We start from the raw sequence: 23,613 nt of genomic DNA, 5'->3' as shown, positions 1-23,613 counted from the left end.
TACTTAAGGGACAGATGGGGCAGATGGGGCGGACATCAGCGTTTAACATCGTTTCTCATGACTGCCCCTCCCGAGGGTCCCACCGGACGGCGCCCCATCGCGGTCCCACTCGCCGCTCTGGTGACGGTCACCGGTCTGGCAGTCACCACCGTCCTCGGCGGCTTCGCCACCGCCCCGGAGAAGCCTCCCAAGCGGCTGGGCCAGGGCTCGACCGTGGATCAGGAACAGTTCACGACCACGTTCGTCGGCTCCCGCACCGTGAGCGAGCCCGGCCTGTTCGGCGGCCCGGCCAAGCGCCTCCTGGAGATCGAGCTCCTCGTCGTCAACAAGGGCGAAGAGACCGCCGGTACGGGAGTGCCCTACCAGGAAGGTCATGGTGGTGGGTCCTTCGGGACGTCCCTGCTCAAGGTCAGCCCGGAGATAAAGGGCAAGTACGGCGCGTCGGTGTTCACCCCCACGGGAGGGGGCGAAAGCAGTCAACTGCACCCGGCCCTGCCGACCAGCGTCGTGGTCCGGTACGAACTGGAGGACGGACAGCGGCCTCCCAGGCAGCTCACGATCGACGTCGGCACGTACGAGTGGCGCGAAGGGATCACCCTCGCGCCGGGCTGGTTCCTGGTCACGAAGGACGGCGAGGGTGACGAGGGCGGGGAGAAGCCCGTGGTGACGGCCCAGGTCACGCTGCCCGTCATGCCGAGGGGAACGCGTTCGTGAACGTCTCCTTCCAGCACCGGCCCGAGACCTCTCCGCGGTCGGAAACACACTCCATGCCCGGGGCGCCCACCCCCCACCGGGCCACCGCGCGGCCGAGCCGGTGGCGCACCGCCGGTGCCGTACTGGCCGGGATCACGCTCGCGGCCTCCGCCGTGGGACTGCAGGCCTTCGGCTCGGAGGCCGCCGACCACGACGCGCCCCTCACCTCGACCGGCGCCTTCAACGAGGAGGTCACCGGCTCCCGGATCTCCGCGCGGGTCAAGGCGGTCTACGCGGCCAAGGCCATCGCGACCAGGAAGGCGAGCGGCGAGCAGGAACGCGTGACCGCCAAGGGGATCTTCGTCATCGTCGAGGTGGGCGCCACCGCGACCTGGGAGCCGCAGCGGTTCGGGCCTCCCCGGCTGCTCACGGCCGGCGGGCGCCGTTACGTGGCCTCCGACAGGGTGGACCAGACGCTGACCGTCACCCACCCCTACCTCCAGCCGGGCTGGTGGACCGAGGGCGTGACGGTCTTCGAGATCCCGCCCGGGGAACTCCCTGACTCCCGGATCCTGCTCGCCCCCTCATCGGGTTTCATCGTCGAGCCGAACGGACCCCAGATCGAGATAGACCTGGGCCTGGACGAGACGGCCGCGCGGCAACTCACCTTCACCGCGAAGGACGTCTACGAGTTGGCGAGCAGGACCTGATGAGGACGCCACACCGGGGAGGCCCCGAGGACGACCAGGACCGCGCCTGGTCCACCTCACGGGAGGAGCGGCCCGCGCACGAGGAACGGCACGCGCGAGAAGATCGGCACGCGCGGGAGAACCCCGCGACGGGAAACCCGCCCATGATGGACAACCGGCCCGCACGGGAGAACCGGCCCGTACGACAGGAGCGGCCCGCCCAGGAAGGTCGCCCTTCCGCACCGTCTCACGATCCCTACCGAGGCAACCCCTGGCCCACCGCCCTCGGCACCTGGCCGGTGTCCCCCGCCGACCGGCAAGCGCGTACCGGACAGACCCAGGAACCTCCGGCCACACCCCCGGCCCCCGCCCGGAGCCGTCCCACCCCACCTCAGCGTCGGCAACCTCCGGGCGACGGCCAGTGGACTCCCGCTCCCCTGCGGATATTTCCTGACGAACAGGTCTGGCCTCCCAAGCCACCCGAGGAAGAGCCTGCGGAGGTCTCGACCCAGCCGTTCCCCTCCATCTCCGCTCTTCCGCTCCCCCGCCCCTCCGTCACGGGAACGGGAACGGGAACGGGAAAGGCTGCAGCCGTCGCCGTACCGGCCGACGACGTGCCCGCCCAAGAACCGTCCGCACCGAAGACCCCGCCGAGGCGGGGCCGCCGTACGGCGCTGCGGGTCGGTGGGGCGATCGTGGCCGTCGGGCTCGGCATCGCGGCCTCCACGTGGAGCGGTTACACCGTCTACCGGACCGGCAACCCCGCCGACAGGATCCACACCGTCGCCGCCGGGGGTGCCATGACGCTGATGCACGTGTCGTGGAAGGCCTCGGTCGAGCAGGTGGACGACCTGCCCGGCCAGAAGCCCCTCCCGCCCGACCGCCAGTGGCTGAAGATCAAGGTGACGAGGACCGCGCTGGACGCCGAGGGCGTCAGCCTGCGGGGTGATCCCGAGGTCGAGATGCGGCATTCCGACGGTCGCGTGTGGAAGGTCCTCCCCGAGAGCGACGACATCCCCGACGAGGTCAAGGACCACCGGGTCGGCACCGCCTACTCCTACGACATGATCAGCGTGGTGCCCCGGCATCTGGCCGGGCAGGTCGAGGTGCACGTCCGTCCCGCCACGTTCCACGTGGTGGAGAACCAGCCCGTGGAGGACATCCTCAAGAAGGCGGCGGCACAGAAGGACCCCGTCCGGGACCAGGTGCTGCGCTTCAGGCGGTGAGCGTCCTCCCCGCCTCACGGCCGCGCGTGGCCGCGATGTCGAACGTGGCCGCCAGCAGGCAGACGGTCAGCGTCAGCACCACCAGCTCCCTGACGAACTCGACCGGCCCGGCCAGCGCCACCCAGACGAACGGGTCCTCGTTGCCGATCAGCATCCGCACCCCCCGATCCGCGTAGTCGGTCACCACGCGGATCGCGACGTAGCAGAGGCACAGGGCGCCGAACAGCACGGGACCGCCCTTCGCCGCGAGCCGGAAGGCGTTCGCCGGGGGAACCCAGCGCTCCTGGAATCCGGCCGTGGCGTGGGTCATCGTGCTCCGGGTGAGATCGTGGGCCCGCTCCACCCTGGTGGCCACGCCGTCGAGCCTGGTTCCCCGTACGACGGCCCGGGTGTCCTCGGCGAACGCGCCGTAGACGAGCGAGGCGACCGTGAGCCAGGTGAGCGGGACGATCAGCCCGTCGACCACGTGGGGCCAGGTGTCCCCGACCGCGTTCCAGAAGGGCTTCCACCACGGCAGGGCCTCACCCGCCGCCTCGGCCCATTCCTTGAACGTCACCACGACGACCCGCTGGTCCAGCCAGTCCGCCCGCGCCTCCGCGAAGGCGAGGAGGGCGTTGATGCTGTAGAAGGCGAAGGCCAGCTCGAAGAAGGTCGCGAGCACGCCACTGCCCCTGCCCCTGCCGTTGAGGTGCCACCGGGCGAACAGCATCCTGAGCAGGTACGCGACCACGGCGACCCCGATGGAGACCCGAACGTCCAGCGTGGAGAGCCCGGTGCCGCCCTCTATCTCGTTCCCCGCGAGGCTCGACGCGAAGTCCTGGTCGACCCGCCTCGCGGTGTCGACAGCGATGAACTCCCTGGCGTCCGCGGTGTGGAAACCCCAGGCGAGGTAGATGGTGGCGAAGACCAGGGTGGCGCGGTTCAGCGCGCCGAACATGCTCTCGTCCGCCTCGCCCGCCTCCCGCCGCGCCCGGATCTCCCGGAGCGCGCCGCGCACCGAGTGCAGCATGCCGACCATCACCACGAGTTCGGTCAGCACGATCAACGTGAAGACGAACATCGTGACGACGAGCCGCACCTGCCGGTGGTCCCCGTGGGAGACCTCGCTGGCGGCCACCATCAGCAGTTCCCTGACCACCCTGCCCACCGAGAACCAGAGGATCAACGTGAGGGCACAGGCACCGAAGATCTTGAGTGTGTGCAGGGGCAGCGAGGCCGCGGAGAGCGAGGCGGGCCTCCGGTCGACTGCCGGCGACTGTGTGGGCATGACAGGCGTTTCAGGCACCGAGGCATGCTAACGACTCCCCTGTCGGAACGCAGCCCGGCCGGCGAGGCCGAGAGGCCGGTCGAATAAACGACCGCCCCCGTTTGTTGCAGCGGCAATGAAGCGCATGGAAGTCTGGGCCGACATGGCCTGCGCGTGGGCCTACATCGGCAAGCGACGCCTGGAGCAGGCGCGACTCGGCGAGGACGTGGAGATCGTCTGGCGCCCGTACGTCATCGATCCGATGGCCCCGGTGCCGTCGGAGCCGCTGGAGGAGGAGCTTCGCGACCAGGTCGCCGAGGGCGCCCTGCGAGCCCTCACCCCGCCCTCGAACCCGACCCCGCCCTCGCTCTCGCCCCTGACCTCGGCTTCCACCCCGACTCCGGCCTCCGCCCCGACCGCGACACCGACTCCGGTCCTGGCAGGGAACCGGCCCGGTGACGGCGGGCGACGGGGCGCCGTGTGGCGGGCGAACACGTTCGACGCCCACCGGGTGGTCGCCCTCGCCTACGGGCGGGGCGGCGCCGCACTCCAGGACACGGTCGTGGAGCGGATCCTGCGCGCCCACTTCGTCGAGGGTTCCGACATCGGGGACCGCGCCACCCTGGCGGCGCTCGCCGCCGAGGCCGGTCTGGACGGTATGGCCGAGGCCCTCGACCGCGGCGACGGCGCGGACGAGGTTCGTTCCTGGCTGCTGCGCGGAAAGGCCGAGGGCGTCACCACCTCGCCGACCTTCGTGGTCGGCGACACGGCGGTCACGGGCGCGCAGCCGCCGGAGGTCCTCGCCGATCTGGTACGGCACGCCGCTCCCCGGCGGGAACTCCCCGACGAGGTCAGGTGGCTGCGCCAGGCCGAGACCCTGCTGGATGCGCGGGACCCCCTCGGCGCCCTGCGAACCCTGCGCCCGCTGCTGGCCGATCACGGCGACGACCCCGCCGTCCGGCTGCTGGCGGCCCGCGCCTACTTCGGCTCCGCCCAGTTGGGCAGGGCGAGGGAGACGCTGGAGGCGCTGCTGGAGCGCACCCCCGGTGACCACTACGCCCGGTTCCTGCTCGGCAGGACCCTCGAACGCGCCAACCGGCACCCCGAGGCCCTGCCGCACCTGCGTCTGGCCGCGGCCATGTCCCCGGATCCCGACTACGTCGACGCCGTCGACCGTGTCGAGAGCCGCCTCACCGTCTGACGCGAAAAAGCGGAGGTTCGCCCTCTTCCCCGAGGGCGAACCTCCGGGAACAACCGCCCGACACGATCCCCGGGGACGAACCTCCGGGAACAACCACCTGACGCGATCCCCGGGAACATCGGCCCCGGAACAGGCGCCCCTCCGGAACAGCCGGTCCGCGGAACCCGCGGACCGCCGGGGACGGCGGGCCTTCCGTGCGTCCGGCGCAGCGAAAAGGACCGGCCCTCCCGAGGGAACGCCGGTCCTTTCAACGTGCTGGTTCTTACTGTTCTCGCTGGTGGAGCAACGTACTGGTTCTCGCTGTGGTGAGGCCGGACCCGAAGGGTCAGACGGCCACGGCGAGCTGGGTGACCTCACCCAGGCGGGCCTGGGCCGGGATGTCCTTGGTGACCCCGCCGCCCGCGATGATGCGGACGGTCCAGTCACCGGGGGCGGCGAAGAAGCGGAAGACTCCCTCCTCGGACACCACGACCTCACCGGTGAACTCACCGGCGTTGTCGAGCAGACGGGCGTAGGCCGTGCCCGCGCCCGTGACCACACCCTGGATGACGGCCTGGTTCGCAAGATCGATCCCGGCCGGAAGGGCAACCGTCTGTTCCGGAGCAGCGCATCCCTGAGTCATTATCGGGCCTCTCCCAGTTCGATCGGCACGCCGACCAGCGAGCCGTACTCAACCCATGAACCGTCGTAGTTCTTGACACCGGCCTGGTCGAGGAGCTCGTGCAGCACGAACCACGTGTGAGCCGAGCGCTCCCCGATGCGGCAGTAGGCGATGATGTCCTTGCTGAAGTCGACGCCCGCGCCCTCGTAGAGGGACTTGAGCTCCTCGTCGGACTTGAAGGTGCCGTCGTCGTTGGCAGCCTTGGACCACGGGATGTTGCGGGCGGTGGGCACGTGGCCGACACGCTGCGCCTGCTCCTGCGGAAGGTGCGCGGGGGCGAGCAGCTTGCCGGTGAACTCGTCGGGCGAGCGCACGTCGACCAGGCTGAGCTTGCCGATCGCGGCGACGACCTCGTCGCGGGAGGCACGCAGGGACCGGTCCTGCTCCTTGGCCTTGTAGGTCGTGGCGGGGCGGCTCGGCACCTCCTTGACCAGCTCGCGGGACTCAAGCTCCCACTTCTTGCGGCCACCGTCGAGAAGCCTGATGTTCTCGTGGCCGTACAGCTTGAAGTACCAGTACGCGTAGGCGGCGAACCAGTTGTTGTTGCCACCGTAGAGAACCACGGTGTCGTCGTTCGCGATGCCCCGGGCGGACAGCAGCGCCTCGAAGCCCTCGCGGTCGACGAAGTCACGACGGACCGGGTCCTGCAGGTCCTGCTTCCAGTCGACCTTCACGGCGCCACGGATGTGGCCCTTGTCATATGCGCTGGCGTCCTCGTCCACTTCAACGAGAACGACACCGGGGGTGTCGAGGTTGGCCTCGACCCAGTCGGCGTCGACCAGGACGGCGGAGCGGCTCATGGTGATCCTCCAGGATCATCGTGCGGCGGGTAGTAAACGGCGAATGATCAAAAACATCTCGCAGCCGAGACAGAAACCAAAACCGGCATTGAGAAAAGCGGCGAAAAGTGCCACTGCGACGGCGCCGAGGGCCAGCGGCGTTATCTGTGCGACGTATCCGACCAAGCCCACCAGTGCGAAAGCGAGGCCGATCCCCTGCGCGAAGCGCGGTGGGGCTGCGTCCTCGAGTTCCTTCGGCGGACTCTTCACTATCCCTTTGAAAATCATCCCGTACGGCGAGGTGCCGAGAACGCCCTGCGCGAACACGACGGCCTGCGCGACCAGCAGCCATGCGTTCCCCGTCACGAGGACGAGTGCGAGCACAACGGTGGTCACGGCCGCGGAGAAACGGAGAGCTCGGGAATCAACCTGCATCGCTTGATGCTCCTGAAGGGTTGTGCAGATCGGTGCGGCTCGACGGCCGCTTGAGATCGCCCTTAGGAAATGCGACAGAGCGCGGTGGTCACGCGGCAGAAATCAACCGCGCGCCGCTTCGTGAGCAGCTCTGTCGTGGAGTTCATGTCCATGACATTACCCCGGCGTCCCGCCATCTGTCACATCCCTGTCCAATTTCTGAGACATGATCGTTCAATGGCCGATAGGGTGCCCCGCTCATTCGCCCACCGCCAGACCGAGGGCGCCGATGACGTCGGCTTTCCTGGGCTGGCCCGAGGCACGCTTGACGACCTGACCGGACGCGTCGAGGACGAGGACGGTGGGGGTGCGCAGGATGTTCAGTGATCGGACCAGGTCGAGGCGGGACTCCGCGTCGATCTCCACGTGCGCGACGCCGGGCACCATCTCGGCCACCTCGCCGAGGATCCGCCGGGTCGCCCGGCACGGCTGGCAGAAGGAGGTGGAGAACTGCACGAGCGTGGCCCGCTCCCCCAGCTCCGCGTGGATGTCGCCGGACGTGAGCCGCTCCACCTCGCCCTTCACCTCTCGCGCCACGCCGTCTCGCCGCCGCATCGCCACACCCGTGAGCGTGCCGAGGGCGAGGGTGACGACCACCACCGTCAAACCTGTCACGGAACACGACAACAGACGCACGTCCCAGGCCATTCCCTCGCCGCCCCAACGGTTTCGGCCGGTGGGGGGCCGTGAGCGCCGCCCCGGCGGGCTCGGCGGGCGGAAACCGTGAGCAGCACGCCAACGGGCTCGACGGCGACGGGGGTCGCGAGCGCGACCCCCGGCAGGCTCGGCGGGTGGAGATCCCGAACGCGACCCCGGCACGTTCAGCGGGTGGGGATCGTGAGCAGCACCCGTCCGTCGGCGGTGGTGATCTCGAACGCCGTGATCCGTTCCGGCGGGATCGTGGTGGTGGCCGAGAAAGAGCCCGACCTGTCATAGGCGGCCCGGTTGACGACCCAGTTGCCCGCCGTCTCCCTCAGTCCGCCTTCCCCGATCACCTCCAGCCGGCAGCGCGTCCCCTTGGCCACCCCGGTGAGCACGACCTTGATCGTGGTCGCCCCCTCGCCCGCGGACGCGGTCACCACCGCCCGGACCGTCCCCGTGTCGTCCGTCCCCTTGAACCGCAGCTCGCTCGGGGCGAGCAGGATCTCCGGCGCGGGACTGGACACCGGGGAACGGGAGGCCTTCGCCCTGGCGTTGCCGTCGGGCGCGGCCGAGTCCGAGAAGGATTGGGCGCTCTCCTGGTTGCCGGCGGCGTCGGACGGAGCCCTGCCCTCGGCGTCCCGGGCGGCTCCGGCGTCCCCGGTGTCCTCGGCCGACGACTTGGGCGCCGACGCGGTGGTGGCCTCCGGAGGTGACTGGGTGACGGCCCACAGGGTCCCGCCGCCGAGCCCGACCACCAGGACCGAGGCGGCGAGCGAGAGCATCAGGCGGTTCGTACGGTGCCGTCTGACCTTCGCGCTGAGCAGCCGGTCGAGCACCACCGTGGGCGGGCTCGCCACCTGCGCCACGTCGCCCTCGGACACCCTGCCGAGGAACGTCGCCACCCCGGCCAGTTCCTCCAGCTCGGCCCGGCACTCGGCGCACTCGGCGAGATGGGCCTCGACGAGCACCCGCTCGTCCGGCTCCAGGGCACCGAGCGTGTAGACGCCGAGCGATATCCGTACTTCTTCACAGGTCATCATCATGGCGCGAGCCCCCGCTCCTCCAGCGCCAGCTTGAGCGCCCGAAGCGCGTAATACGTGCGCGATTTAACCGTCCCGGCGGGAATGCCGAGCGACTCTGCGGCCTCCTTCACGGATTTCCCCTGGTAGTAGACCTCGGCCAGCACCTCGCGGTGCTCGGGCCTCAGCGCGGCCAGCGCCTCGGCGATCGCCCACGACTCGACGGCCCGCTCCAGCTCGTCGTCGGCGGGCACCACGGCGAGCGCCTCGTCACCCGTCTCCGGGGGGCGCGCCTTGCGCGCGCGGTGCTGGTCGACGACGAGGTTGCGTGCCACCGTGAACAGCCACGCGCGGATGGAGCGGCCGGCGAACGCGTCGGGATGGCGCCAGGCCCGCAACAGCGTTTCCTGCACGACATCCTCCGCTCTCCCCGAGTCGCCCGTCAGCCGCAACACGTAGCCGTACAGTGGCCCGCCGTGCTCGTCGAAGAGCGCCCTCACGAGTTGCTCGTCGGCGGTTCCGGCTTGGCTCACATCCTCACGACGTACGGCGGGACGATCCGGTTCAGGCACGGGCCACGTTCAGCCTCGGAGGGGTACGTCGGAGGCCTCGCCCGAGATGCGCAGCCCTTCCGGAACGACCTTCACCTCGGTCAGCTTGAGGTTGTACGGCAGCTTCCCGATCGGAATGCGGTAGTTGATGAACCGCTCGGGGTTGGGGACGGGGATGCCGCCGCCCAGGGTCACCTTCCCCGGGGTGAGTTGCAGGCCGCCCTCGGCGATCTCGACCTTGAGATCCGCCTTCACGGGCACCTTCTGCCCCAGTACGGTGATCTCCCCGCTGATGTTGAGCGCGTCACCCGCGACCTCGGCCTTGATCCCGCGAGGCGCCTTCTGGTTGATCGTCTCCACCGGGACGACGACCACCCCCTCCACGCGCTCGGCGCGCATGTCCACCTGCCGTGGACGGAGCACCAGGTCCTCCAGCGGGGCCGTGACGCCGTGCAGGGTGAAGTCGACGCTCGACAGGCGGATACCCGAGACGGTCATCGCGCCCGCGGCGACGTTCACCTCCTCGTAGCGCCCGGCGATCGCCTGGGTGAGAAAGGGGATGCCCTCGATCGTGACCTCGGGCGGGGCCGAGAGGTCGTACTTGGCCGTCGCCTGCGTGGCGATCTCGCGCTGGACACCCGCGACGGCGACCCTGTCGAGGATCACCACGAGAACGAGAAGTACGAGGAGAAAACCGATCAGCTTCCGCATTCGACTCCCTTTTCGTTCTCCGGCCCAGGAGGGGCCATTGGCGTGACCTCCCCCGGCAATCCTGTCCGAAACGCCGCGCCGGCGGTAGCTTCCGTCCTCCTCAGCCGCCCGCGAACGGGGGGAGCACCTCGACCGTCGCCCCGTCCGTCAGGATGATCGTCTCATGGGCTCTCCTGCCCACCGGATCCCCGTTCACCAGGAACGATGACAGATTCAGCACACGAGCCAACCTGTCACGGTTAGATGTGATTTTCGTCATCAACTCGGCAAGGTTCGCGGCCTCGGAACGCTCCTCGGCGACCCCCGCCGCTTCCTTTGCCGCGGCCCAATATCTGACAACGACCGACGCCATCTGTGAATCAACTCCCCAAACACACGTAGGGTTACCGCACCATTACGGCGAATTCACCTGGAGAACGGGTGTTCACCAGGTGGACGTTCGCTGGACGCTACGGCCTTGTGGGTTATCCTCACCTACTACGGGACCTGGGCAACGTAGCCCCCGGGTCCTTACGTGTTTGTACGGCTATCGCCGACATGACGCGGGAAGGAGGCATCGTGAGCAATCTCCTGCTGCTCACCAACGCCCTTGAGCCCTCGACTGAGGTGCTTCCGGCGCTGGGGCTACTGCTGCACTCGGTACGGGTCGCGCCCGCGGAGGCATCCGCCCTGCTCGACGCCCCGCCCGCCGACGCGATTCTGGTGGACGCGCGCCGCGAGCTCGTCCAGGCCAAAAGCCTGTGCCGGCTGCTGCGCACCACGGGCGTCGCCTGCCCCCTGGTGGTGATCGTCACAGAGGGCGGTCTCGCCGGGCTGACCGCGGAGTGGGGCGCCGACGACGTCATCCTCGACACCGCCGGACCCGCCGAGGTCGAGGCGCGGCTCAGGATGGCCGTGGGCAAGCTCAACCTGTCCGCCGCCGAGGAGGTGCCGGACGAGATCCGTAACGGTGACCTGTCGATCGACGAGGCCACCTACACCGCGAGGCTCCGCGGCCGCGCGCTGGATCTGACCTTCAAGGAGTTCGAGCTCCTGAAGTATCTGGCGCAGCACCCCGGCAGGGTGTTCACCCGCGCCCAGCTCCTCCAGGAGGTCTGGGGATACGACTACTTCGGCGGCACCCGCACCGTGGACGTCCACGTCCGGCGGCTCCGCGCCAAGCTCGGCGCCGAGTACGAGGCGCTGATCGGCACGGTACGCAACGTCGGCTACCGGTTCGTCCCCGAGCGCGGCAACGAGGCCGTCGAGGAGCGCGAGCCCGTCCGCCACTAGGGATCCCGCTCTCCCCTGGAGCTCCCAGGACTTCCAGGAGTCACCGGGAACGGCGCCGGCACGTTCCCGCCCCCGCGACGGCTCTCGCGAGGGCGGGATTCAGGTGTCCCCGCGCCCGGCTGTCCCGGCCTTGCCCGGTGTGACGAGTCCGGACTCGTAGGCGAAGACGACGAGTTGCGCGCGGTCACGCGCCCCGAGCTTGGTCATCGACCGGCTGACGTGTGTCTTCACGGTGGCGTGGCTGATGGCCAGGTGATCGGCCATCTCCGCGTTGGACATGCCGGTGGCGACGAGGGCGAGGATCTCCAGCTCACGGCCGGTGAGGCGTTCCAGGCCCGGTCCCGCCACGGGCCTGGGCGGGGTGGACACGTACTCCTCGATCAGCCGCCGGGTCACCGAGGGTGAGAGCAGCGCGTCACCGGCGGCGGCCACCCGCACCGACCTCAGCAGCTCGGCCGGTTCGATGTCCTTGAGCAGGAATCCCCCGGCCCCGGCGCGCAGCGCGGCGAAGACGTACTCGTCGAGGGCGTAGTTGGTCAGGATCACCACGCGCACCGCGTCGAGCTCGGGGTCGGCGCCGATCCTCCTGGTGGCCTGGATCCCGTCGAGCAGCGGCATCCTCACGTCCAGCAGCGCCACGTCGGGCCGCAGCGCGCGGGACATCTCGACGGCCTCGACGCCGTTGCCCGCCTCACCGACGACGGTGATGTCGCCGGCCAGGTCGAGCAGGGCGCGGAAGCCCGCGCGGATCAACGCCTGGTCGTCGGCGAGCAGCACCCTGATCACGGCCGCCCCGCCAGGGGCAGCTCGGCCCGTACGGCGAACCCGCCCTGCGGGTGCGGTCCCGCGGTGAGCGATCCTCCCGCGGCGACCGCGCGCTCACGCATCCCGATCAGTCCCATTCCGTACCTCGTGACCTCGGCGGACGACTCCCCGTCGTCCTCGACGCGCAACACGATCGTCTCAGGCCGGTACTCGGTCGTCAGCGTGATCGACGCGGGCCCGGCGTGACGGAGCACGTTGGTGAACGCCTCCTGCGCGATGCGGTAGGCCGCCCGGTCGACGTCCGGGGCGAGTTCCCCGCGCTCTCCGACGACGAGGACCTTCACCGGCAGCCCCACCGCCTCCGCCCTCGCGACCAGCCGGGGCAGCCGGTCCAGCCCCGCCTCCGGGCCGTCGGGATCGGACTGCCTCAGCACGCCCAGCGAGGCACGCAGTTCCCGCATCGCCTCGCGTCCCGACTCCTTGATCACGGCCAGTGCCTCACGGGACAGCCCGGGGTCCCGGTCGAGCAGGTGCATCGCGACGGACGCCTGGACGTTGATGACCGAGATGTTGTGGGTGAGGGTGTCGTGCAGTTCCTGGGCGATCCACAGCCGCTCCTCGTCGGCCCGGCGCAGCGCCGCCTCCTCGCGGGTGCGCTCGGCCTCGACCGCCCGCCTCTCGACCTCGTCGAGGTACGCGCGGCGGCTCCTGGTCGTCTCGCCCAGGATGACCGTCGCGACCAGCCAGCCGCTGAGCAGGGTGAAACCGCCGTCGGGGGCGGGGTCGACGTCGGACAGCGCGATGAGGCCGTAGACCCCCACGCCCATCGCGACGGCGAGCCAGATCGCGAGGCGACGCCGTCCGAGCGACGCCGCCGTGTAGATCGACATCAGGGCGGGCGCCGCGGCGAAGATCCCCGGATACCGCCCGGCGTAGTAGGCCACGACGCAGGCCACCGTGATCGCTCCCGCCTGCGTCGGCGCGCTCCGCCGGAACGCGAGCGCCAGCGACGCCACCGTGATCAACGCCAGGCCGAACGTGTCCAGCGGGCGCTCGGGGGACCCCGAACTGGACAGCCCGCCGTAGGTGCCCCCGACGATCCCGGCCAGCACCCCGGCCGCCGTCAGCGCGTCGGTCCTCCTGCTTCTCACCCTGACACGGTAGGTCACCGCATCCGCCTCGCCGACCCCCGCGAGGAGGAGGTCCCCCGTACATCCCCTGACGTACGCCGGCCTGACGCACGAGCGCGGAGACCGCTCCTGCGGAGGCAGGTGTACGGCGACACCGCCGAGGCGGCGTGACATGAGGCGGGGCACGGTCGGGCACCTCGAACGGACCGGGCACGCGGAGGCCGTCGGGCACCCGAACGAGTCGGGTACACGGGACGTCGCGGGTAGCCCCGAACGAGTCGTGCACCTCGAACGAGAGGCCCACCGGACGCGTCCGGTGGGCCTCTCCCGCGCGTCACACCCTCGCGGATGCGTCACGCGTCACGACGTACCGCGACCTCCGCGGCGCGGCGCGCCTTTCACCCGCGTTACGGTTCGCACCCGCGTCAGGGAACGACCGTGATGTGGTTGGGCACCGGGGGCGTGATCGACGGGTTCGCCGCGAAGTAGGCGGCGAAGGCGTCGATGTCCAGCGGGCCGCTCCACAGGTCGGTGCCGTCCCTGAAGGCGAGGAACGCGTCACCGCCGCCGACGAGGAAGTTGTTGGCCGCGACCCTGATCGTCTGGGTGTCCGTCACCGCGACACCGTCGATCTTCATGTCGGAGACCTTCGAACCCCACGGCGCGCTCGCGCTGTAGGTGTAGGTGAAGTTCGACGACGGCTGCAGGATCTTGGTGAACGCCTGGGCGTTGGGACCGCCGACGAACTGCTGCTCCAGAACGGTCTTGAGCTGCGCGCCGGTGAGCGTGACCACCTGCATGAGATTGTTGAACGGCTGGACGGTGAACGCCTCGCCGTACGTCACCACGCCGTCTCCCTCACCCGCGGGCGAGCCCGCGTAGTTGAGGCTGGCCCGCACGCCGCCCGGGTTCATCAGCGCGATCTCGGCGTTGCCGCCGGTCCTGGTCGAGACGAGCTGGGCGTCCGCGATGAGGTTGCCGAGGGAGGACTCCCCCGACGCCACGGCGGTGTTGGTGATGTCCGCGGTGATCCTGCCGATCGGCCTGTTCGCCACCGTCGCGACGCGGTCCTTCCACGTCTGGACGAACGTGGCGATCTCCGGGTCGGGGGTGACGGTCCTGGTCACGACCTGGTTGTCGGCCACGACCGTGGAGCGCACGACGTCGCGGGTCTTGACGTCCACCTGGAAGTCGACCTTGGTGATGACCCGGCCGAAGGAGCCGCCCTGGCTGTAGAGACGGGTGCCGCCCTTGGGGTCGGTCACATTGCACAGGTACGCCTGGTGGGAGTGACCGCTGAGGATCATGTCGATCTCGGCGTCGATCTGCGTGGCGATCCGGTTGCCCGAGCCGGGCTGGGCGCTGCACGCGTCGGGCGACTGGCCCGCGGTGACCTGGTCGCCCTCGTGCACGAGCACGACCTGGGCCTTGATGCCGACGATCTGGAGAAGCTTGGACGCGACGTTCGCGGCCTTCACCTCGTCGATGAACTCAAGATCCTTGATGCCCTCGGAGGTGACGATGTCCGGGGTGGTCTTGGTGACGAGGCCGATGAAGCCGATCGGCACGCCGTTCATCCAGCGGATCGCGACCGGGGGCAGCGCGGGGATGCCGTAGTCCTTGAGGAGGTTGCGCAGCGAGGCGCTGTTCGTCCCGCCGAGCGCCTCCAGCGCCTGCTTCTCCGCGCCCTTCTCCGGCCGCTTGAAGATGACGTTCGCACCGATGTAGCTGTACTTCGCGCCCTTCCACCTACCGGCGGGCGAACAGCCGTCCACCGGGTGGCAGCCACCGTTCATGATGCGCTTGAGCTCGGCGTACCCCTCGTCGAACTCGTGGTTGCCCACCGCGGAGGCGGTGACGCCGACCTTGCCGAGGAACTCCACGGAAGGCTCGTCGTGATAGGCCGCGGAGATCAGGGGGGTGGCGCCGATCAGGTCGCCCTGGGCGACCTTCAGCGTGTTCTTGTCGGAGAGCTGCTTGAGGTGGGTGGCGACGTACGCGGCACCACCCGCGTCGACCGTCGCACCGGTCTCGTCGACCATGCGGCCGGATGAACCGGTCGGTGGCTCAAGGTTGCCGTGGAAGTCGTTGAGGGAGAGCAGGCGGACCGGCACCGTCTTGGCGGGCTTGGCGGGCTTGTTGCCCGCCTCTGCCGGTCCAATCGCGAGCACGAGACTGGTCCCGGCGAGCACACCCGCCATGACCAACCGCTGGAAGGAACGAGACGTCATGGACCACGACACTAAAGGGACTATCTGTGCAAGGAATGGCCTAGAGGTAACGATTCACCCGGCGAGCGCATGGCGCCTTTTGCCAGTCCCCGGTGAGCTCGGGAGGGACCTGCCCGCTTAGAGTCCACAGCATGAACGTGCGTGTGGAGTACCGGGGAGCGCTCGGCGACCAGGAGGTGTCCGACGTTCTCGCGATGGTGGAGGCGGCCACCGAGGCCGACAAGGTCAGACCGCTCAACGAACATGTCATGCTGCACCTGCGCTACGGCGGCGACGAGCGGGCCGGAGCCGTGCTGCTGTACGTCGGGGACGACCTCGCGGGCTATGCCCACGTCGACCCGACCGACCCCGTGGAGGGACCCAGCGGGGAGCTGGTCGTCCACCCGGCGTTCCGCGGGAGGGGATACGGGCGCCGGCTGCTGGAGTCCGTGCTCGACCACACCGGCGGGCACCTGCGTCTGTGGGCGCACGGCGGGCATCCGGCCGCCGAGGCCCTCGCCCGGTCGGCGGGTTTCGACAGGATCAGGTCCCTGTGGCGGATGCGCCGCTCCCTGTCCTCCGACATCCCCGGCTTCGAGCTTCCCGAGGGGGTGCGGCTGCGCACGTTCGAGCCCGGCACCTCCGACCGGGAGGCGTGGGTGGCGCTCAACGCCAGGGCGTTCGCCCAGCACCCCGAGCAGGGAGCGTGGACGATCGAGGATCTGGAGCGGCGCGAGCGGGAACCCTGGTTCGACCCGGCCGGATTCTTCCTCGCCGTACGTCCGACCGGCGACGGCGACCGGCTGGTGGGCTTTCACTGGACCAAGGTCCACGGCGATGGCGACCACGCGCACGACCCGCTCGGCGAGGTGTACGTCGTCGGCGTCGACCCCGCGGAGCGGGGAGGCGGCCTGGGCAGATCGCTCACCGTCGCGGGCCTGGCCTACCTGCGGTCGCGGGGCCTGAGCCAGGTGATGCTGTACGTGGACGAGAGCAACCCCGCGGCGATCCGCCTGTACGAAGGGCTGGGCTTCACCCGCTGGGACGTCGACGTGATGTACCGGAAGTAGGGACATCCCTCGCGTGACCCCCGGGGGACGGAGACATCCCCCGGGTACCTGAGAGTGACCCCGGAGGCCCTGTGGCTGAGGGTGACCTCGGAGACCCTGTACCTGAGGGTGACCTCGGAAGCCCTGTGGCTGAGGGGTGACCCCGGAGGCAGGACGCGCCGGACCGGGGGCACCCCGGTCCGGCGCGGTCGCCCGAGAACTACTCGATCATCCAGTGGAGCACGAAGTAGGACAGCGCGGCGACGAACGCGGCGGCCGGGATCGTGAGGACCCAGGCGGTCACGATGTTGCCGGCGACGCCCCAGCGCACGGCCGACAGGCGCTTGGTGGCGCCGACGCCCATGATCGCGCTGGTGATCGTGTGGGTGGTCGAGATCGGGGCGCCGAAGCCGATGGCCGCCGTGTAGAGCACGGTCGCGGCGGCCGCCTCCGCGGCGAACCCCTGCGGCGGGTCGAGCGCGATGATCCGGCGCCCCAGCGTCCGCATGATCCGCCAGCCGCCCGCGTACGTGCCGAGCGAGATGGCCGTGGCGGCGGCGAGGATGACCCACTGGGGGATCGGGTCACCGTCGTTCTGGTAGCCGCCGACCACGAGGGCGAGGAAGATGACCCCCATGGTCTTCTGTGCGTCCTGGAGGCCGTGGCCCAGCGCCATCGCCGCCGCGGACACGGTCTGCGCGTGCCGGAAGCCCCGGTTCGCCTTCGTGGGCTGGGCACGCCGGAACCCCCACAGAATCCCGATCATGATCAGCCCGGCGAGGCTGAAGCCGACCAGCGGAGACAGGATCATCGGAATGACGACCTTCTCCACCACCCCGTCCCAGTGGACGACGCTCGCCGAGGCGAGCGCGGCACCGACGAGACCGCCGATCAGCGCGTGACTGCTCGAGGAGGGAAGGCCGAAGTACCACGTGACCATGTTCCAGGTGATCGCGCCGATCAGACCGGAACCGACGATGACGAGACCGTGGCTCCCCTGTGGGGCGTCGATGATGCCCTTGCCGACGGTCGCGGCCACCTGCGTACCGAGATGCGCACCCAGGAAGTTCATCGCCGCGGCCATGAACAGCGCGGCCCTCGGCGTCAGCGCACGCGTCGAGACGGAGGTCGCGATCGCGTTCGCGGCGTCGTGAAAGCCGTTGGTGTAGTCGAACACCAACGCCACGACCACCACGCTGATGACGAGTGCGAGCGTGAGATCCACTTAGCTTTCCTTGACCGCGATCGACTCGATCGTGTTGGCCACGTGCTCGAAGGCGTCGGCGGCCATCTCGAGCTGATCGATGACCTCCTTCATCTTGAGGACGGTCAACGCGTCGTACTCCCCGCCGAAGAGCTTGGCGAGAAGACGGCGGTAGACCTGGTCGGCCTGGTTCTCCAGCCGGTTGATCTCGATCCAGTACTCGTTGAGGTTCTTCATCGAACGCAGCCGCGGCATCGCCTCGGCGGTGAGCTCCGCGGCGCGCTCCAGCACCTCGACCTGCCGGACGACCTCCTTGGGGAGGTGGTCGATCTGGTACAGGACGATGAGGTCGGCGGCCGCCTCCATGTAGTCCATGACGTCGTCGAGGTTCGAGGCGAGGCGATAGATGTCCTCGCGGTCGAAGGGGGTGATGAAGCTCTCGTTGAGTCGATTCATGATCGCGTGAGTACGCTCGTCGCCGGCGTGCTCACATGCGCGCATCTTCTCAGCCAGGGCTTCCCTGTCCGATCCGTCACTGATGATCTCTACCAGCAGGCGGGACGCTGTGACGAGGTTGTTCGCCGAGTCGGCGAACAAGTCGTAGTAGCTGTCCTCACTAGGTGTGAGACGCAGACGCACGTCGTTCTCCAGATGTGCGGGGATGGTCCGCAGAGAAGGGTAAGGGTTACCAGCGGAAATACGAACTTCACCCGCTAGACATGCACTCTTCCCGATGTCGCTACCCAGCGACACGCGGCTTGAGGCAGCCTTGAGGGCATCTTTCCGATGACCGTTTTTACTGGTTTTCGGCCACAGTATGACGAAGACAGGCCAAGTATGGGACTTCTCCGCCTCTGAACGCCATCTGGCATCTTCCCCAGGTTCACGTCGGAAACCTCCGCTTCTGACGTACTTCCCGGGCGGTTCACCGAGATCACCAGAGGCCGTCGCCCCGTCGAGAAACCCCGGAGTGATTTCCGTCACGGCCCCCCGACGAACCGCGTCGTCGCTGGTCACGGCAATCTCGCTCGTGTGTCCGCCCCCTCGGCCTCTCGCCGTCGCGAGCCCCGGGGCTGTCCACCTCCCGACAGGTTCACCCCGTCAGGGCAGCCCGGACCTACAGGAAAGTTCATTTTGAATTCACTGTTAGTTCATCTTTGTCGGGAGTCCGTCCCGAGGCCTCAGATCGGTGTCCGGTGGAAGTTGAGGTAGGAACGGCTCGGAGTCGGGCCCCGCTGACCCTGGTAGCGGGATCCGTACTTCTCCGACCCGTAGGGATACTCGGCCGGAGAGCTGAGCCTGAACATGCAGAGCTGACCGATCTTCATACCGGGCCAGAGCTTGATCGGCAGTGTCGCGACATTGGAGAGTTCCAGCGTGACGTGCCCGCTGAACCCCGGGTCGATGAACCCGGCCGTCGAGTGTGTCAGCAGCCCGAGCCTGCCCAGCGAGCTCTTGCCCTCCAGCCGCGAGGCGATGTCGTCCGGCAGCGTGACGACCTCGTACGTACTCGCCAGCACGAACTCCCCCGGATGCAGGATGAACGGCTCGTCCTTGTCCGGCTCGACCATCCGCGTCAGATCGGGCTGCTCGACCGCCGGATCGATATGCGGGTATCGATGGTTCTCGAAGACCCGGAAGTAGCGGTCCAGGCGCACGTCGACGCTGGACGGCTGGATCATCTCAGACTGGAAGGGATCGATCCTCACCCTCCCGGCCTTGATCTCAGCGGTGATGTCACGATCGGAAAGCAGCACGTGTTGGAACCTACCAACTCGGAACCCACCGACGCCGGAGCCGTGAAGCCCGTCCTGCGAATCTTGCTCCCCTTCAGGGGCGAGAGCCGCCCAACTTTCCGCTAGAGTGGTGACGCGCGGTACGCCGCACGCGGGTGTAGTTCAATGGCAGAACATCAGCTTCCCAAGCTGACAGCGCGGGTTCGATTCCCGTCACCCGCTCCAAGACTGAAGGCCCAGGTCAGGATGCAAATCCGAACCGGGGCCTTAGTTGTTTTCCGAGCCTCTTCGATCTTCCGTGCCCGTTACGTGCCCGATCCCGGTGGATCCTCTTTCCTGAGGGCCGCTTCGGCGAGCTTCCCCATGCCGTCGGCGATCATCTGATCCCGCCCGTTCTCGGTGTGCAGATAAATCAGCGCGGCCCGGGTGGTCGAGTGCCCCATCCGGTTCATCAGCTCCCGCAGCGTCGCGCCCGACTGCGAGGCGAACGTGTTGCCCGTATGGCGAAGGTCGTGGAAGTGGACGCCGGAAAGGTTCGCCTCCTTCAGAGTCTTGGCCCAGATCCGGCTGAAGGCCGGCCGCCGCAGCATCGCACCCTTCGCACCGAGGAAGACGAACGCCTCGTCATGCTCCTCGGTGTACGCGGAGCTCCGAGACGACCACCTCGGGAAGAGCGACCGTCCGCATACCGGCAACGGACTTGGGAAGGCCGACGGTCACCGATCCGTCCTTGAGTTCGGTGGTGGAGGCCACCACCCGGACCGTCCAGGCGTCCAGGTCGAGGTTCTTGCGCCGGAGCGCCGCGAGCTCACCCCACCGCAGACTGCCGAACGTCGCCAGGAGCACCAGCGCCCGGAAACGTGCCGAGCCCTTGCTTGACGATCGCGCCCATGGCGTCGGCGATCGCACGATCTCTGTCCTTGGCGGCATGTGTAGATAGACAGGAATACATCATTCCGGGCTTGCACCTCTGTCGCCGACCCGCCGCCGCTTAGTAGGCAAGGTGCGAACCTGTCGTTCGGAACCCAGTCAATCGTCGCTGCGGCTCGTGGCCGCGTCTGCACCTGCCCGAATCTCGTGGGCCAGGCTCCGAGGAGCAAGGCCCGGCCCGAACAGGCGGTCCAGACAGTAGTCGATGACCTTGGTGGCGGCCTCGTGGCTGCGCTGCCCGCTGAGGACACTCGAGGTCAAGCCGTTGGCGAGCGCCAGAAGGCCCGCGACTTCGGTACGCGGGTCACGATCGGGGGCAATGTCCCCGGCCTGCTGCGCGGCGGTCAACCGTACGGTGAGAAAGTTCTCCAGTGCGTTGGGCAGAGTGAGCCCGACCGCGGCGAGCGCCGGGTCAGTGAGGGCGGCGGTGTAGTAGGCGGTCCAGGCCATGGAATCCAGGCGGCTCTGCTCGTCGAAGGGCACGATCACGCCGAGGACGGCGGCGAAAACGCCTCGCGGTGTCAGCTCGCCCGCGGCAGCGGCGGCCCGCTGCTTGACCCGGCGGTCCATGCGGGCGCCCAACTCGGTGAGGCCGGACTCGAGCAGGGCCTGCTTGTTGTTGAAGTAGTACTGGACGACGCGCAGCGAGACCCCGGCCTCGGCGGCGATCTCACGCATCGATACTGCCTGCAGGCCGCGGGTGCTGGCGATGCGCAGCAGCGCCTCGGTCAACTGGCGCCGCCGCTCGTCATGATCCACTTGTCGAGGCATGCCCGTTTCCTACCTGTTCGTGCTGCGCTTCGGCGTTGCGGTCTCGGGCCGCGCCTGGCCGGGAAAGGTGAGGATCCGCTCGGCGACCAGGTCCGGAGCTTCGACGGGCAGCGAATGTCCGGTGCCGGGCACGATCTCCACGCGCCAGGACGGCGCGATATCGGCCAGCCGCGCAGCCAGCGCCTGCGCGTCGAGCAGCGCGCTGCGGGCGCCCAGCAACACCTGCACGGGTACGGACACCTCGCGTATCTGCTCGTCGGTGTAGGCGGGCGGGATAAGCACGCGCCGGCGGAAGGACCAGCCGGCCCGCATCAACTCCACCAGCCCATCCTCGCGCAGCACCCCGTTGTCCACCACGCCGGCCATGCGGTGTCGCAACGTGCGAGGAAGGATGGAGGCAAGGGCCCCGGCAAGGGCCCAGCGGATGAACCGCCTGGGCAACGGCGCGAAGCCGCCCGGGTCCACCAGCGTCAGCGCCGCGACCCGGCCGCCCCCGCCGAGTTGCTGTTCCACTGCGGCCCAGCCGCCGGCAGAGAAGCCCGCCACGTGTGCGCGCTCGGCTCCGACCGCGGCCAGTACGTCGGTGACCCAGCCACCGACGTCGGCACCGGTCGCGAGCAGTCGCCTCTGAACCGAGCGGCCTGGCTCGCCCAGAGGGTCGACGGCAAGGACCGGGCGCGTGCGCGCCAGCGGCTCAATGTAGCGGTACCAGGCCAACGCGTTCGCACCGGCACCAGCCAAGAGGACCACGGGGTCCCCCTCGGCGGGCCCGGCCCGGTAGGTCCGCACAGTGCCGGCGCGGGTCTCCACGTCGATGGCGTCTACCGGCACCGGCCACAGCTCGCCGAGCAACCGGTCGTAGACGGCGTAGTACTTGTCACGGGCAGAGGCGCTGGTGAAGGCGGACGGCCGGTCAGGAATGCGCATGGTGACCCCATCTCTCGAATGGATACAGTCGTATCCTAACGAGTGGCCGGCGAGACCGCGAGAGGGCTCGCACGCCCGTACGGTCAGCAACCTGCAGGGACTCACGGTCACTCGACACATATACGCCCAGGTCACCGTTTCCCCGGCTCAAACCGCATGATGTTGAAAGACTTCCTAAGCTGGCAGCGCGGGTTCGATTCCCGTCACCCGCTCCACTCTTCAACGCCCTCGTCAGGACATGGATCCGGACCGGGGCCTTAGCCGTTCTCCGGTAACCGCCGAGGCCGATCACCCCTCGCACCATGGAGGTCCGGCCCGACGGGGCCGGAGCGGCTGCGCGTTGGACAATGCCGACGAATCACCGAATTCAAAGATCAAACTTCGGGCTGTCCACCGATTCGCCTCCGGGCCGGAAGCCGCCCCAAGGTCACCGCCTGGATCACCGCACTTCACCCCGACCAGAGGCTGATGCGCGGCTAAGCTCGAAGACACGCATCGCGCCCGGTTGCCCCAGTGGCTGGAGCGCTTTCAGCCCAAGGAGGTGGCAGCATGAACGAGCTGGTCACCACACGCACCCCCGAGCAGATCGTGGAGTCCCTGAAAGCAGACCGGAGCCCCCGCAACATCCGTACCTGCCTACCTCCTGAGGATCGCGGCTACTTCGACAGGGACTACCGCCAGGCCATGACAAAGGCCACCGAGGAACTGGACCTCTCCCCCGTCAACGATCTACTCGCTCACTGGTGGCATATGGCCAGGATGAAGGCGACCGGGGAGTACGAAGAGGTTCTTGAGCAGGCCGTTCGCGTCCAGGAGCAGATCGAGAGCGGTGAGTACGTCTCGGATCGGCCGCTGCATGACGTCTTGGCCGAGCGGGCCGCCGAACTCGGCGTGAAGCTGGACGTGTAGATATACACGGTCGGCAAGGACAAGCAGGTCGACGAGCAGATCATGGCCCTTCCAGCCGAGGCGCTCGTCGCGTTCCACGAGGCAACCGTGTTTCTACAGGTCGCTCCCTGGAACGGTAACCCTTTCATGAGGGAACGGCCCGACGCCCCGGTGAGGACACGTACCTTCGGTGAAGGCGGAGCCGGGATGATCACATATCTGATTGTCGAGTACCGACGCCTGGTAGAGATCATCCAAGTGGTCTGGTGCGACTGATCGTCGCTTACAGCATGTCGTGCCCGTTCACAGGGCAGCCAGTGGGAAGCCAAAGGGTCCTGTGTCCACCCGGCCGATATGAAACCGGGAGTCGACCCGACCTCATTCGTACGGCGGCAAAGAAGATCCCGGCAGGCAGAGAGAGGGAAGAAGGACGCGGCGGCTGCGTGGGGATGGCCGCGCGTCGCTCTGCTGCCCACCGGCCCGCCGCCGCCCTGCTTCCTGGGCATGCATATGATCAGCCTGTCGACAGGAGCAGGCCGTGATCTACTCTCCGTTCGGGATCTTCATTCTTCTTGTACTCGTAGCGGCGGTTGTCATCCCCGTGGTGATAGCCATCGCGCTTATCCGGCTCTTTCGAAGCTGACGCCTCCGGCGGGGGACTCCGCTCCGGGATGATCGAGACTGCCGATCGCAGAGTCGTGGTTGGCTGAGGTGGGGCCGGCTCTTCCCGTCTGCCACGTCCCAGGCAAGCCCAACATCTCGACTCCTCCGGATCAAGACCGTCTGTGACCGTTGGCGTCCCATGGCCGAGGAACGTCTACCGGCTGACGTACACGCGA

At 68.6% G+C, this 23,613-nt stretch carries 28 protein-coding genes and 1 tRNA gene; 9 read left to right on the top strand and 20 right to left on the bottom strand.

All coding sequences use genetic code 11. From position 1 onward, the window contains the following. Positions 1 to 57: 57 nt before the first annotated feature. From AB0B96_RS37915 to AB0B96_RS37905, 3 genes are read left to right on the top strand one after another with little or no spacing between them, the layout of a single operon-like run. Entirely contained in the window at positions 58 to 714 is a 657-nt protein-coding gene (locus AB0B96_RS37915) for a hypothetical protein (protein ID WP_362906766.1), read from the top strand. Next, on the top strand, positions 711 to 1,403 hold the full coding sequence (locus tag AB0B96_RS37910) for a hypothetical protein (RefSeq protein ID WP_362906764.1): 693 nt from the start codon (positions 711 to 713) through the stop codon (positions 1,401 to 1,403). The genes AB0B96_RS37915 and AB0B96_RS37910 overlap by 4 nt, the downstream gene beginning before the upstream one ends. Further along, entirely contained in the window at positions 1,403 to 2,608 is a 1,206-nt protein-coding gene (locus tag AB0B96_RS37905) for a hypothetical protein (RefSeq protein ID WP_362906762.1), read from the top strand. The genes AB0B96_RS37910 and AB0B96_RS37905 overlap by 1 nt, the downstream gene beginning before the upstream one ends. Here AB0B96_RS37905 and AB0B96_RS37900 read toward each other — a convergent pair. Continuing rightward, complete coding sequence (locus AB0B96_RS37900) at positions 2,598 to 3,893, bottom strand: hypothetical protein (RefSeq protein WP_362906760.1); 1,296 nt, start codon at positions 3,891 to 3,893, stop codon at positions 2,598 to 2,600. The genes AB0B96_RS37905 and AB0B96_RS37900 overlap by 11 nt on opposite strands. Positions 3,894 to 3,990: 97 nt before the next feature. Here AB0B96_RS37900 and AB0B96_RS37895 point away from each other — a divergent pair, with 97 nt between their 5' ends. Then, on the top strand, positions 3,991 to 5,055 hold the full coding sequence (locus tag AB0B96_RS37895) for a DsbA family protein (protein ID WP_362906758.1): 1,065 nt from the start codon (positions 3,991 to 3,993) through the stop codon (positions 5,053 to 5,055). 325 nt (positions 5,056 to 5,380) lie between these two features. Here the strand turns inward: AB0B96_RS37895 and AB0B96_RS37890 are convergent, their stop codons facing one another. From AB0B96_RS37890 to AB0B96_RS37850, 9 genes are all read right to left on the bottom strand, one after another. Then, positions 5,381 to 5,677, bottom strand: coding sequence for a DUF1416 domain-containing protein (locus tag AB0B96_RS37890; protein WP_350943081.1), 297 nt, complete (start codon positions 5,675 to 5,677; stop codon positions 5,381 to 5,383). Beyond that, on the bottom strand, positions 5,677 to 6,516 hold the full coding sequence (locus AB0B96_RS37885; RefSeq protein ID WP_350943079.1) for a sulfurtransferase: 840 nt from the start codon (positions 6,514 to 6,516) through the stop codon (positions 5,677 to 5,679). Before AB0B96_RS37885 ends, AB0B96_RS37890 begins: the two co-directional genes overlap by 1 nt. 15 nt (positions 6,517 to 6,531) lie before the next feature. Then, complete coding sequence (locus AB0B96_RS37880; RefSeq protein ID WP_350943077.1) at positions 6,532 to 6,930, bottom strand: DUF4395 domain-containing protein; 399 nt, start codon at positions 6,928 to 6,930, stop codon at positions 6,532 to 6,534. Positions 6,931 to 6,992: 62 nt separating this feature from the next. Then, positions 6,993 to 7,076: a putative leader peptide gene (locus AB0B96_RS37875; RefSeq protein ID WP_350943563.1), complete on the bottom strand. Its 84-nt coding sequence runs from the start codon at positions 7,074 to 7,076 to the stop codon at positions 6,993 to 6,995. Between the two features lie 91 nt (positions 7,077 to 7,167). Beyond that, positions 7,168 to 7,524 carry a thioredoxin family protein gene (locus tag AB0B96_RS37870; RefSeq protein WP_350943562.1) on the bottom strand — a complete coding sequence of 119 codons (357 nt, stop codon included), beginning with the start codon at positions 7,522 to 7,524 and terminating at the stop codon, positions 7,168 to 7,170. A 266-nt stretch (positions 7,525 to 7,790) separates the two neighbouring features. Beyond that, positions 7,791 to 8,654, bottom strand: coding sequence for a zf-HC2 domain-containing protein (locus tag AB0B96_RS37865; RefSeq protein ID WP_362906755.1), 864 nt, complete (start codon positions 8,652 to 8,654; stop codon positions 7,791 to 7,793). Then, complete coding sequence (locus tag AB0B96_RS37860) at positions 8,651 to 9,163, bottom strand: sigma-70 family RNA polymerase sigma factor (RefSeq protein WP_350943074.1); 513 nt, start codon at positions 9,161 to 9,163, stop codon at positions 8,651 to 8,653. Before AB0B96_RS37860 ends, AB0B96_RS37865 begins: the two co-directional genes overlap by 4 nt. 48 nt (positions 9,164 to 9,211) lie before the next feature. Further along, a complete protein-coding gene (locus AB0B96_RS37855) occupies positions 9,212 to 9,892 on the bottom strand; it encodes a DUF2993 domain-containing protein (RefSeq protein WP_362906753.1) in 681 nt (226 codons plus the stop codon). A gap of 100 nt (positions 9,893 to 9,992) precedes the next feature. After that, a complete protein-coding gene (locus AB0B96_RS37850; protein WP_362906751.1) occupies positions 9,993 to 10,244 on the bottom strand; it encodes a MoaD/ThiS family protein in 252 nt (83 codons plus the stop codon). Between the two features lie 206 nt (positions 10,245 to 10,450). Between AB0B96_RS37850 and AB0B96_RS37845 the strand changes: the two genes are divergently transcribed. Beyond that, positions 10,451 to 11,164 carry a response regulator transcription factor gene (locus AB0B96_RS37845; protein ID WP_350943069.1) on the top strand — a complete coding sequence of 238 codons (714 nt, stop codon included), beginning with the start codon at positions 10,451 to 10,453 and terminating at the stop codon, positions 11,162 to 11,164. A gap of 99 nt (positions 11,165 to 11,263) precedes the next feature. Here AB0B96_RS37845 and AB0B96_RS37840 read toward each other — a convergent pair whose 3' ends face one another. The 3 genes from AB0B96_RS37840 to AB0B96_RS37830 all read right to left on the bottom strand — a co-directional run bounded on the left by AB0B96_RS37840 (position 11,264) and on the right by AB0B96_RS37830 (position 15,290). Further along, on the bottom strand, positions 11,264 to 11,950 hold the full coding sequence (locus tag AB0B96_RS37840; RefSeq protein ID WP_350943067.1) for a response regulator transcription factor: 687 nt from the start codon (positions 11,948 to 11,950) through the stop codon (positions 11,264 to 11,266). Next, entirely contained in the window at positions 11,947 to 13,080 is a 1,134-nt protein-coding gene (locus tag AB0B96_RS37835; RefSeq protein WP_362906748.1) for a sensor histidine kinase, read from the bottom strand. The genes AB0B96_RS37840 and AB0B96_RS37835 overlap by 4 nt, the downstream gene beginning before the upstream one ends. A 404-nt stretch (positions 13,081 to 13,484) precedes the next feature. After that, positions 13,485 to 15,290 (bottom strand): bifunctional metallophosphatase/5'-nucleotidase, encoded by a 1,806-nt coding sequence (locus AB0B96_RS37830; RefSeq protein WP_362906745.1) that lies wholly within the window; start codon positions 15,288 to 15,290, stop codon positions 13,485 to 13,487. A gap of 131 nt (positions 15,291 to 15,421) precedes the next feature. Here AB0B96_RS37830 and mshD point away from each other — a divergent pair, with 131 nt between their 5' ends. Continuing rightward, positions 15,422 to 16,339: a mycothiol synthase gene (gene mshD / locus AB0B96_RS37825; RefSeq protein WP_362906743.1), complete on the top strand. Its 918-nt coding sequence runs from the start codon at positions 15,422 to 15,424 to the stop codon at positions 16,337 to 16,339. A gap of 199 nt (positions 16,340 to 16,538) precedes the next feature. On the opposite strand, the gene AB0B96_RS37820 is transcribed toward mshD, so the two are convergent. The 3 genes from AB0B96_RS37820 to dcd form a co-directional block, all read right to left on the bottom strand. After that, positions 16,539 to 17,543: an inorganic phosphate transporter gene (locus tag AB0B96_RS37820; protein WP_350943060.1), complete on the bottom strand. Its 1,005-nt coding sequence runs from the start codon at positions 17,541 to 17,543 to the stop codon at positions 16,539 to 16,541. Then, positions 17,544 to 18,161, bottom strand: coding sequence for a DUF47 family protein (locus AB0B96_RS37815; RefSeq protein ID WP_030924556.1), 618 nt, complete (start codon positions 18,159 to 18,161; stop codon positions 17,544 to 17,546). Between the two features lie 542 nt (positions 18,162 to 18,703). Beyond that, positions 18,704 to 19,279, bottom strand: coding sequence for a dCTP deaminase (gene dcd / locus AB0B96_RS37810; RefSeq protein WP_362906740.1), 576 nt, complete (start codon positions 19,277 to 19,279; stop codon positions 18,704 to 18,706). 130 nt (positions 19,280 to 19,409) lie between these two features. Between dcd and AB0B96_RS37805 the strand changes: the two genes are divergently transcribed. Then, positions 19,410 to 19,483, top strand: a tRNA-Gly gene (locus AB0B96_RS37805). An 80-nt stretch (positions 19,484 to 19,563) separates the two neighbouring features. Here AB0B96_RS37805 and AB0B96_RS37800 read toward each other — a convergent pair. From AB0B96_RS37800 to AB0B96_RS37785, 4 genes are all read right to left on the bottom strand, one after another. Further along, positions 19,564 to 19,953, bottom strand: a complete 390-nt coding sequence (locus AB0B96_RS37800; RefSeq protein ID WP_362906738.1) for a tyrosine-type recombinase/integrase — start codon at positions 19,951 to 19,953, stop codon at positions 19,564 to 19,566. Next, on the bottom strand, positions 19,883 to 20,167 hold the full coding sequence (locus AB0B96_RS37795; RefSeq protein ID WP_362906736.1) for a hypothetical protein: 285 nt from the start codon (positions 20,165 to 20,167) through the stop codon (positions 19,883 to 19,885). The genes AB0B96_RS37800 and AB0B96_RS37795 overlap by 71 nt, the downstream gene beginning before the upstream one ends. A 120-nt stretch (positions 20,168 to 20,287) precedes the next feature. Continuing rightward, complete coding sequence (locus AB0B96_RS37790; RefSeq protein WP_362906734.1) at positions 20,288 to 20,947, bottom strand: TetR family transcriptional regulator C-terminal domain-containing protein; 660 nt, start codon at positions 20,945 to 20,947, stop codon at positions 20,288 to 20,290. A gap of 21 nt (positions 20,948 to 20,968) precedes the next feature. Beyond that, entirely contained in the window at positions 20,969 to 21,886 is a 918-nt protein-coding gene (locus tag AB0B96_RS37785) for an alpha/beta fold hydrolase (RefSeq protein ID WP_362906732.1), read from the bottom strand. A gap of 549 nt (positions 21,887 to 22,435) precedes the next feature. Here AB0B96_RS37785 and AB0B96_RS37780 point away from each other — a divergent pair. Both AB0B96_RS37780 and AB0B96_RS37775 read left to right on the top strand, forming a co-directional pair. Further along, positions 22,436 to 22,795, top strand: coding sequence for a DUF6247 family protein (locus AB0B96_RS37780; protein ID WP_362906730.1), 360 nt, complete (start codon positions 22,436 to 22,438; stop codon positions 22,793 to 22,795). A 42-nt stretch (positions 22,796 to 22,837) separates the two neighbouring features. Then, a complete protein-coding gene (locus tag AB0B96_RS37775) occupies positions 22,838 to 23,050 on the top strand; it encodes a hypothetical protein (protein ID WP_362906728.1) in 213 nt (70 codons plus the stop codon). Positions 23,051 to 23,613 lie beyond the last annotated feature (563 nt).

The organism is Streptosporangium sp. NPDC049046 (genome assembly GCF_040649155.1).
In the GTDB taxonomy this organism is placed as follows: Bacteria; Actinomycetota; Actinomycetes; order Streptosporangiales; family Streptosporangiaceae; genus Streptosporangium.
Note: the sequence above shows the minus strand (reverse complement) of the source record. Positions and strands in the feature narration are given on the sequence as shown.

Excerpts from the sequence above, each read along its gene's own strand:
- AB0B96_RS37895 (WP_362906758.1), top strand. The coding sequence starts at position 3,991 with ATGAAGCGCATGGAAGTCTGGGCCGACATGGCCTGCGCGTGGGCCTAC.
- AB0B96_RS37875 (WP_350943563.1), bottom strand. The coding sequence starts at position 7,076 with ATGAACTCCACGACAGAGCTGCTCACGAAGCGGCGCGCGGTTGATTTC.
- AB0B96_RS37855 (WP_362906753.1), bottom strand. The coding sequence starts at position 9,892 with ATGCGGAAGCTGATCGGTTTTCTCCTCGTACTTCTCGTTCTCGTGGTG.
- AB0B96_RS37830 (WP_362906745.1), bottom strand. The coding sequence starts at position 15,290 with ATGACGTCTCGTTCCTTCCAGCGGTTGGTCATGGCGGGTGTGCTCGCC.
- mshD (WP_362906743.1), top strand. The coding sequence starts at position 15,422 with ATGAACGTGCGTGTGGAGTACCGGGGAGCGCTCGGCGACCAGGAGGTG.
- AB0B96_RS37880 (WP_350943077.1), bottom strand. The coding sequence starts at position 6,930 with ATGCAGGTTGATTCCCGAGCTCTCCGTTTCTCCGCGGCCGTGACCACC.
- AB0B96_RS37905 (WP_362906762.1), top strand. The coding sequence starts at position 1,403 with ATGAGGACGCCACACCGGGGAGGCCCCGAGGACGACCAGGACCGCGCC.
- AB0B96_RS37865 (WP_362906755.1), bottom strand. The coding sequence starts at position 8,654 with ATGATGATGACCTGTGAAGAAGTACGGATATCGCTCGGCGTCTACACG.
- AB0B96_RS37885 (WP_350943079.1), bottom strand. The coding sequence starts at position 6,516 with ATGAGCCGCTCCGCCGTCCTGGTCGACGCCGACTGGGTCGAGGCCAAC.
- AB0B96_RS37780 (WP_362906730.1), top strand. The coding sequence starts at position 22,436 with ATGAACGAGCTGGTCACCACACGCACCCCCGAGCAGATCGTGGAGTCC.
- AB0B96_RS37785 (WP_362906732.1), bottom strand. The coding sequence starts at position 21,886 with ATGCGCATTCCTGACCGGCCGTCCGCCTTCACCAGCGCCTCTGCCCGT.
- AB0B96_RS37870 (WP_350943562.1), bottom strand. The coding sequence starts at position 7,524 with ATGCGGCGGCGAGACGGCGTGGCGCGAGAGGTGAAGGGCGAGGTGGAG.
- AB0B96_RS37850 (WP_362906751.1), bottom strand. The coding sequence starts at position 10,244 with ATGGCGTCGGTCGTTGTCAGATATTGGGCCGCGGCAAAGGAAGCGGCG.
- AB0B96_RS37915 (WP_362906766.1), top strand. The coding sequence starts at position 58 with ATGACTGCCCCTCCCGAGGGTCCCACCGGACGGCGCCCCATCGCGGTC.
- AB0B96_RS37890 (WP_350943081.1), bottom strand. The coding sequence starts at position 5,677 with ATGACTCAGGGATGCGCTGCTCCGGAACAGACGGTTGCCCTTCCGGCC.
- AB0B96_RS37775 (WP_362906728.1), top strand. The coding sequence starts at position 22,838 with ATGGCCCTTCCAGCCGAGGCGCTCGTCGCGTTCCACGAGGCAACCGTG.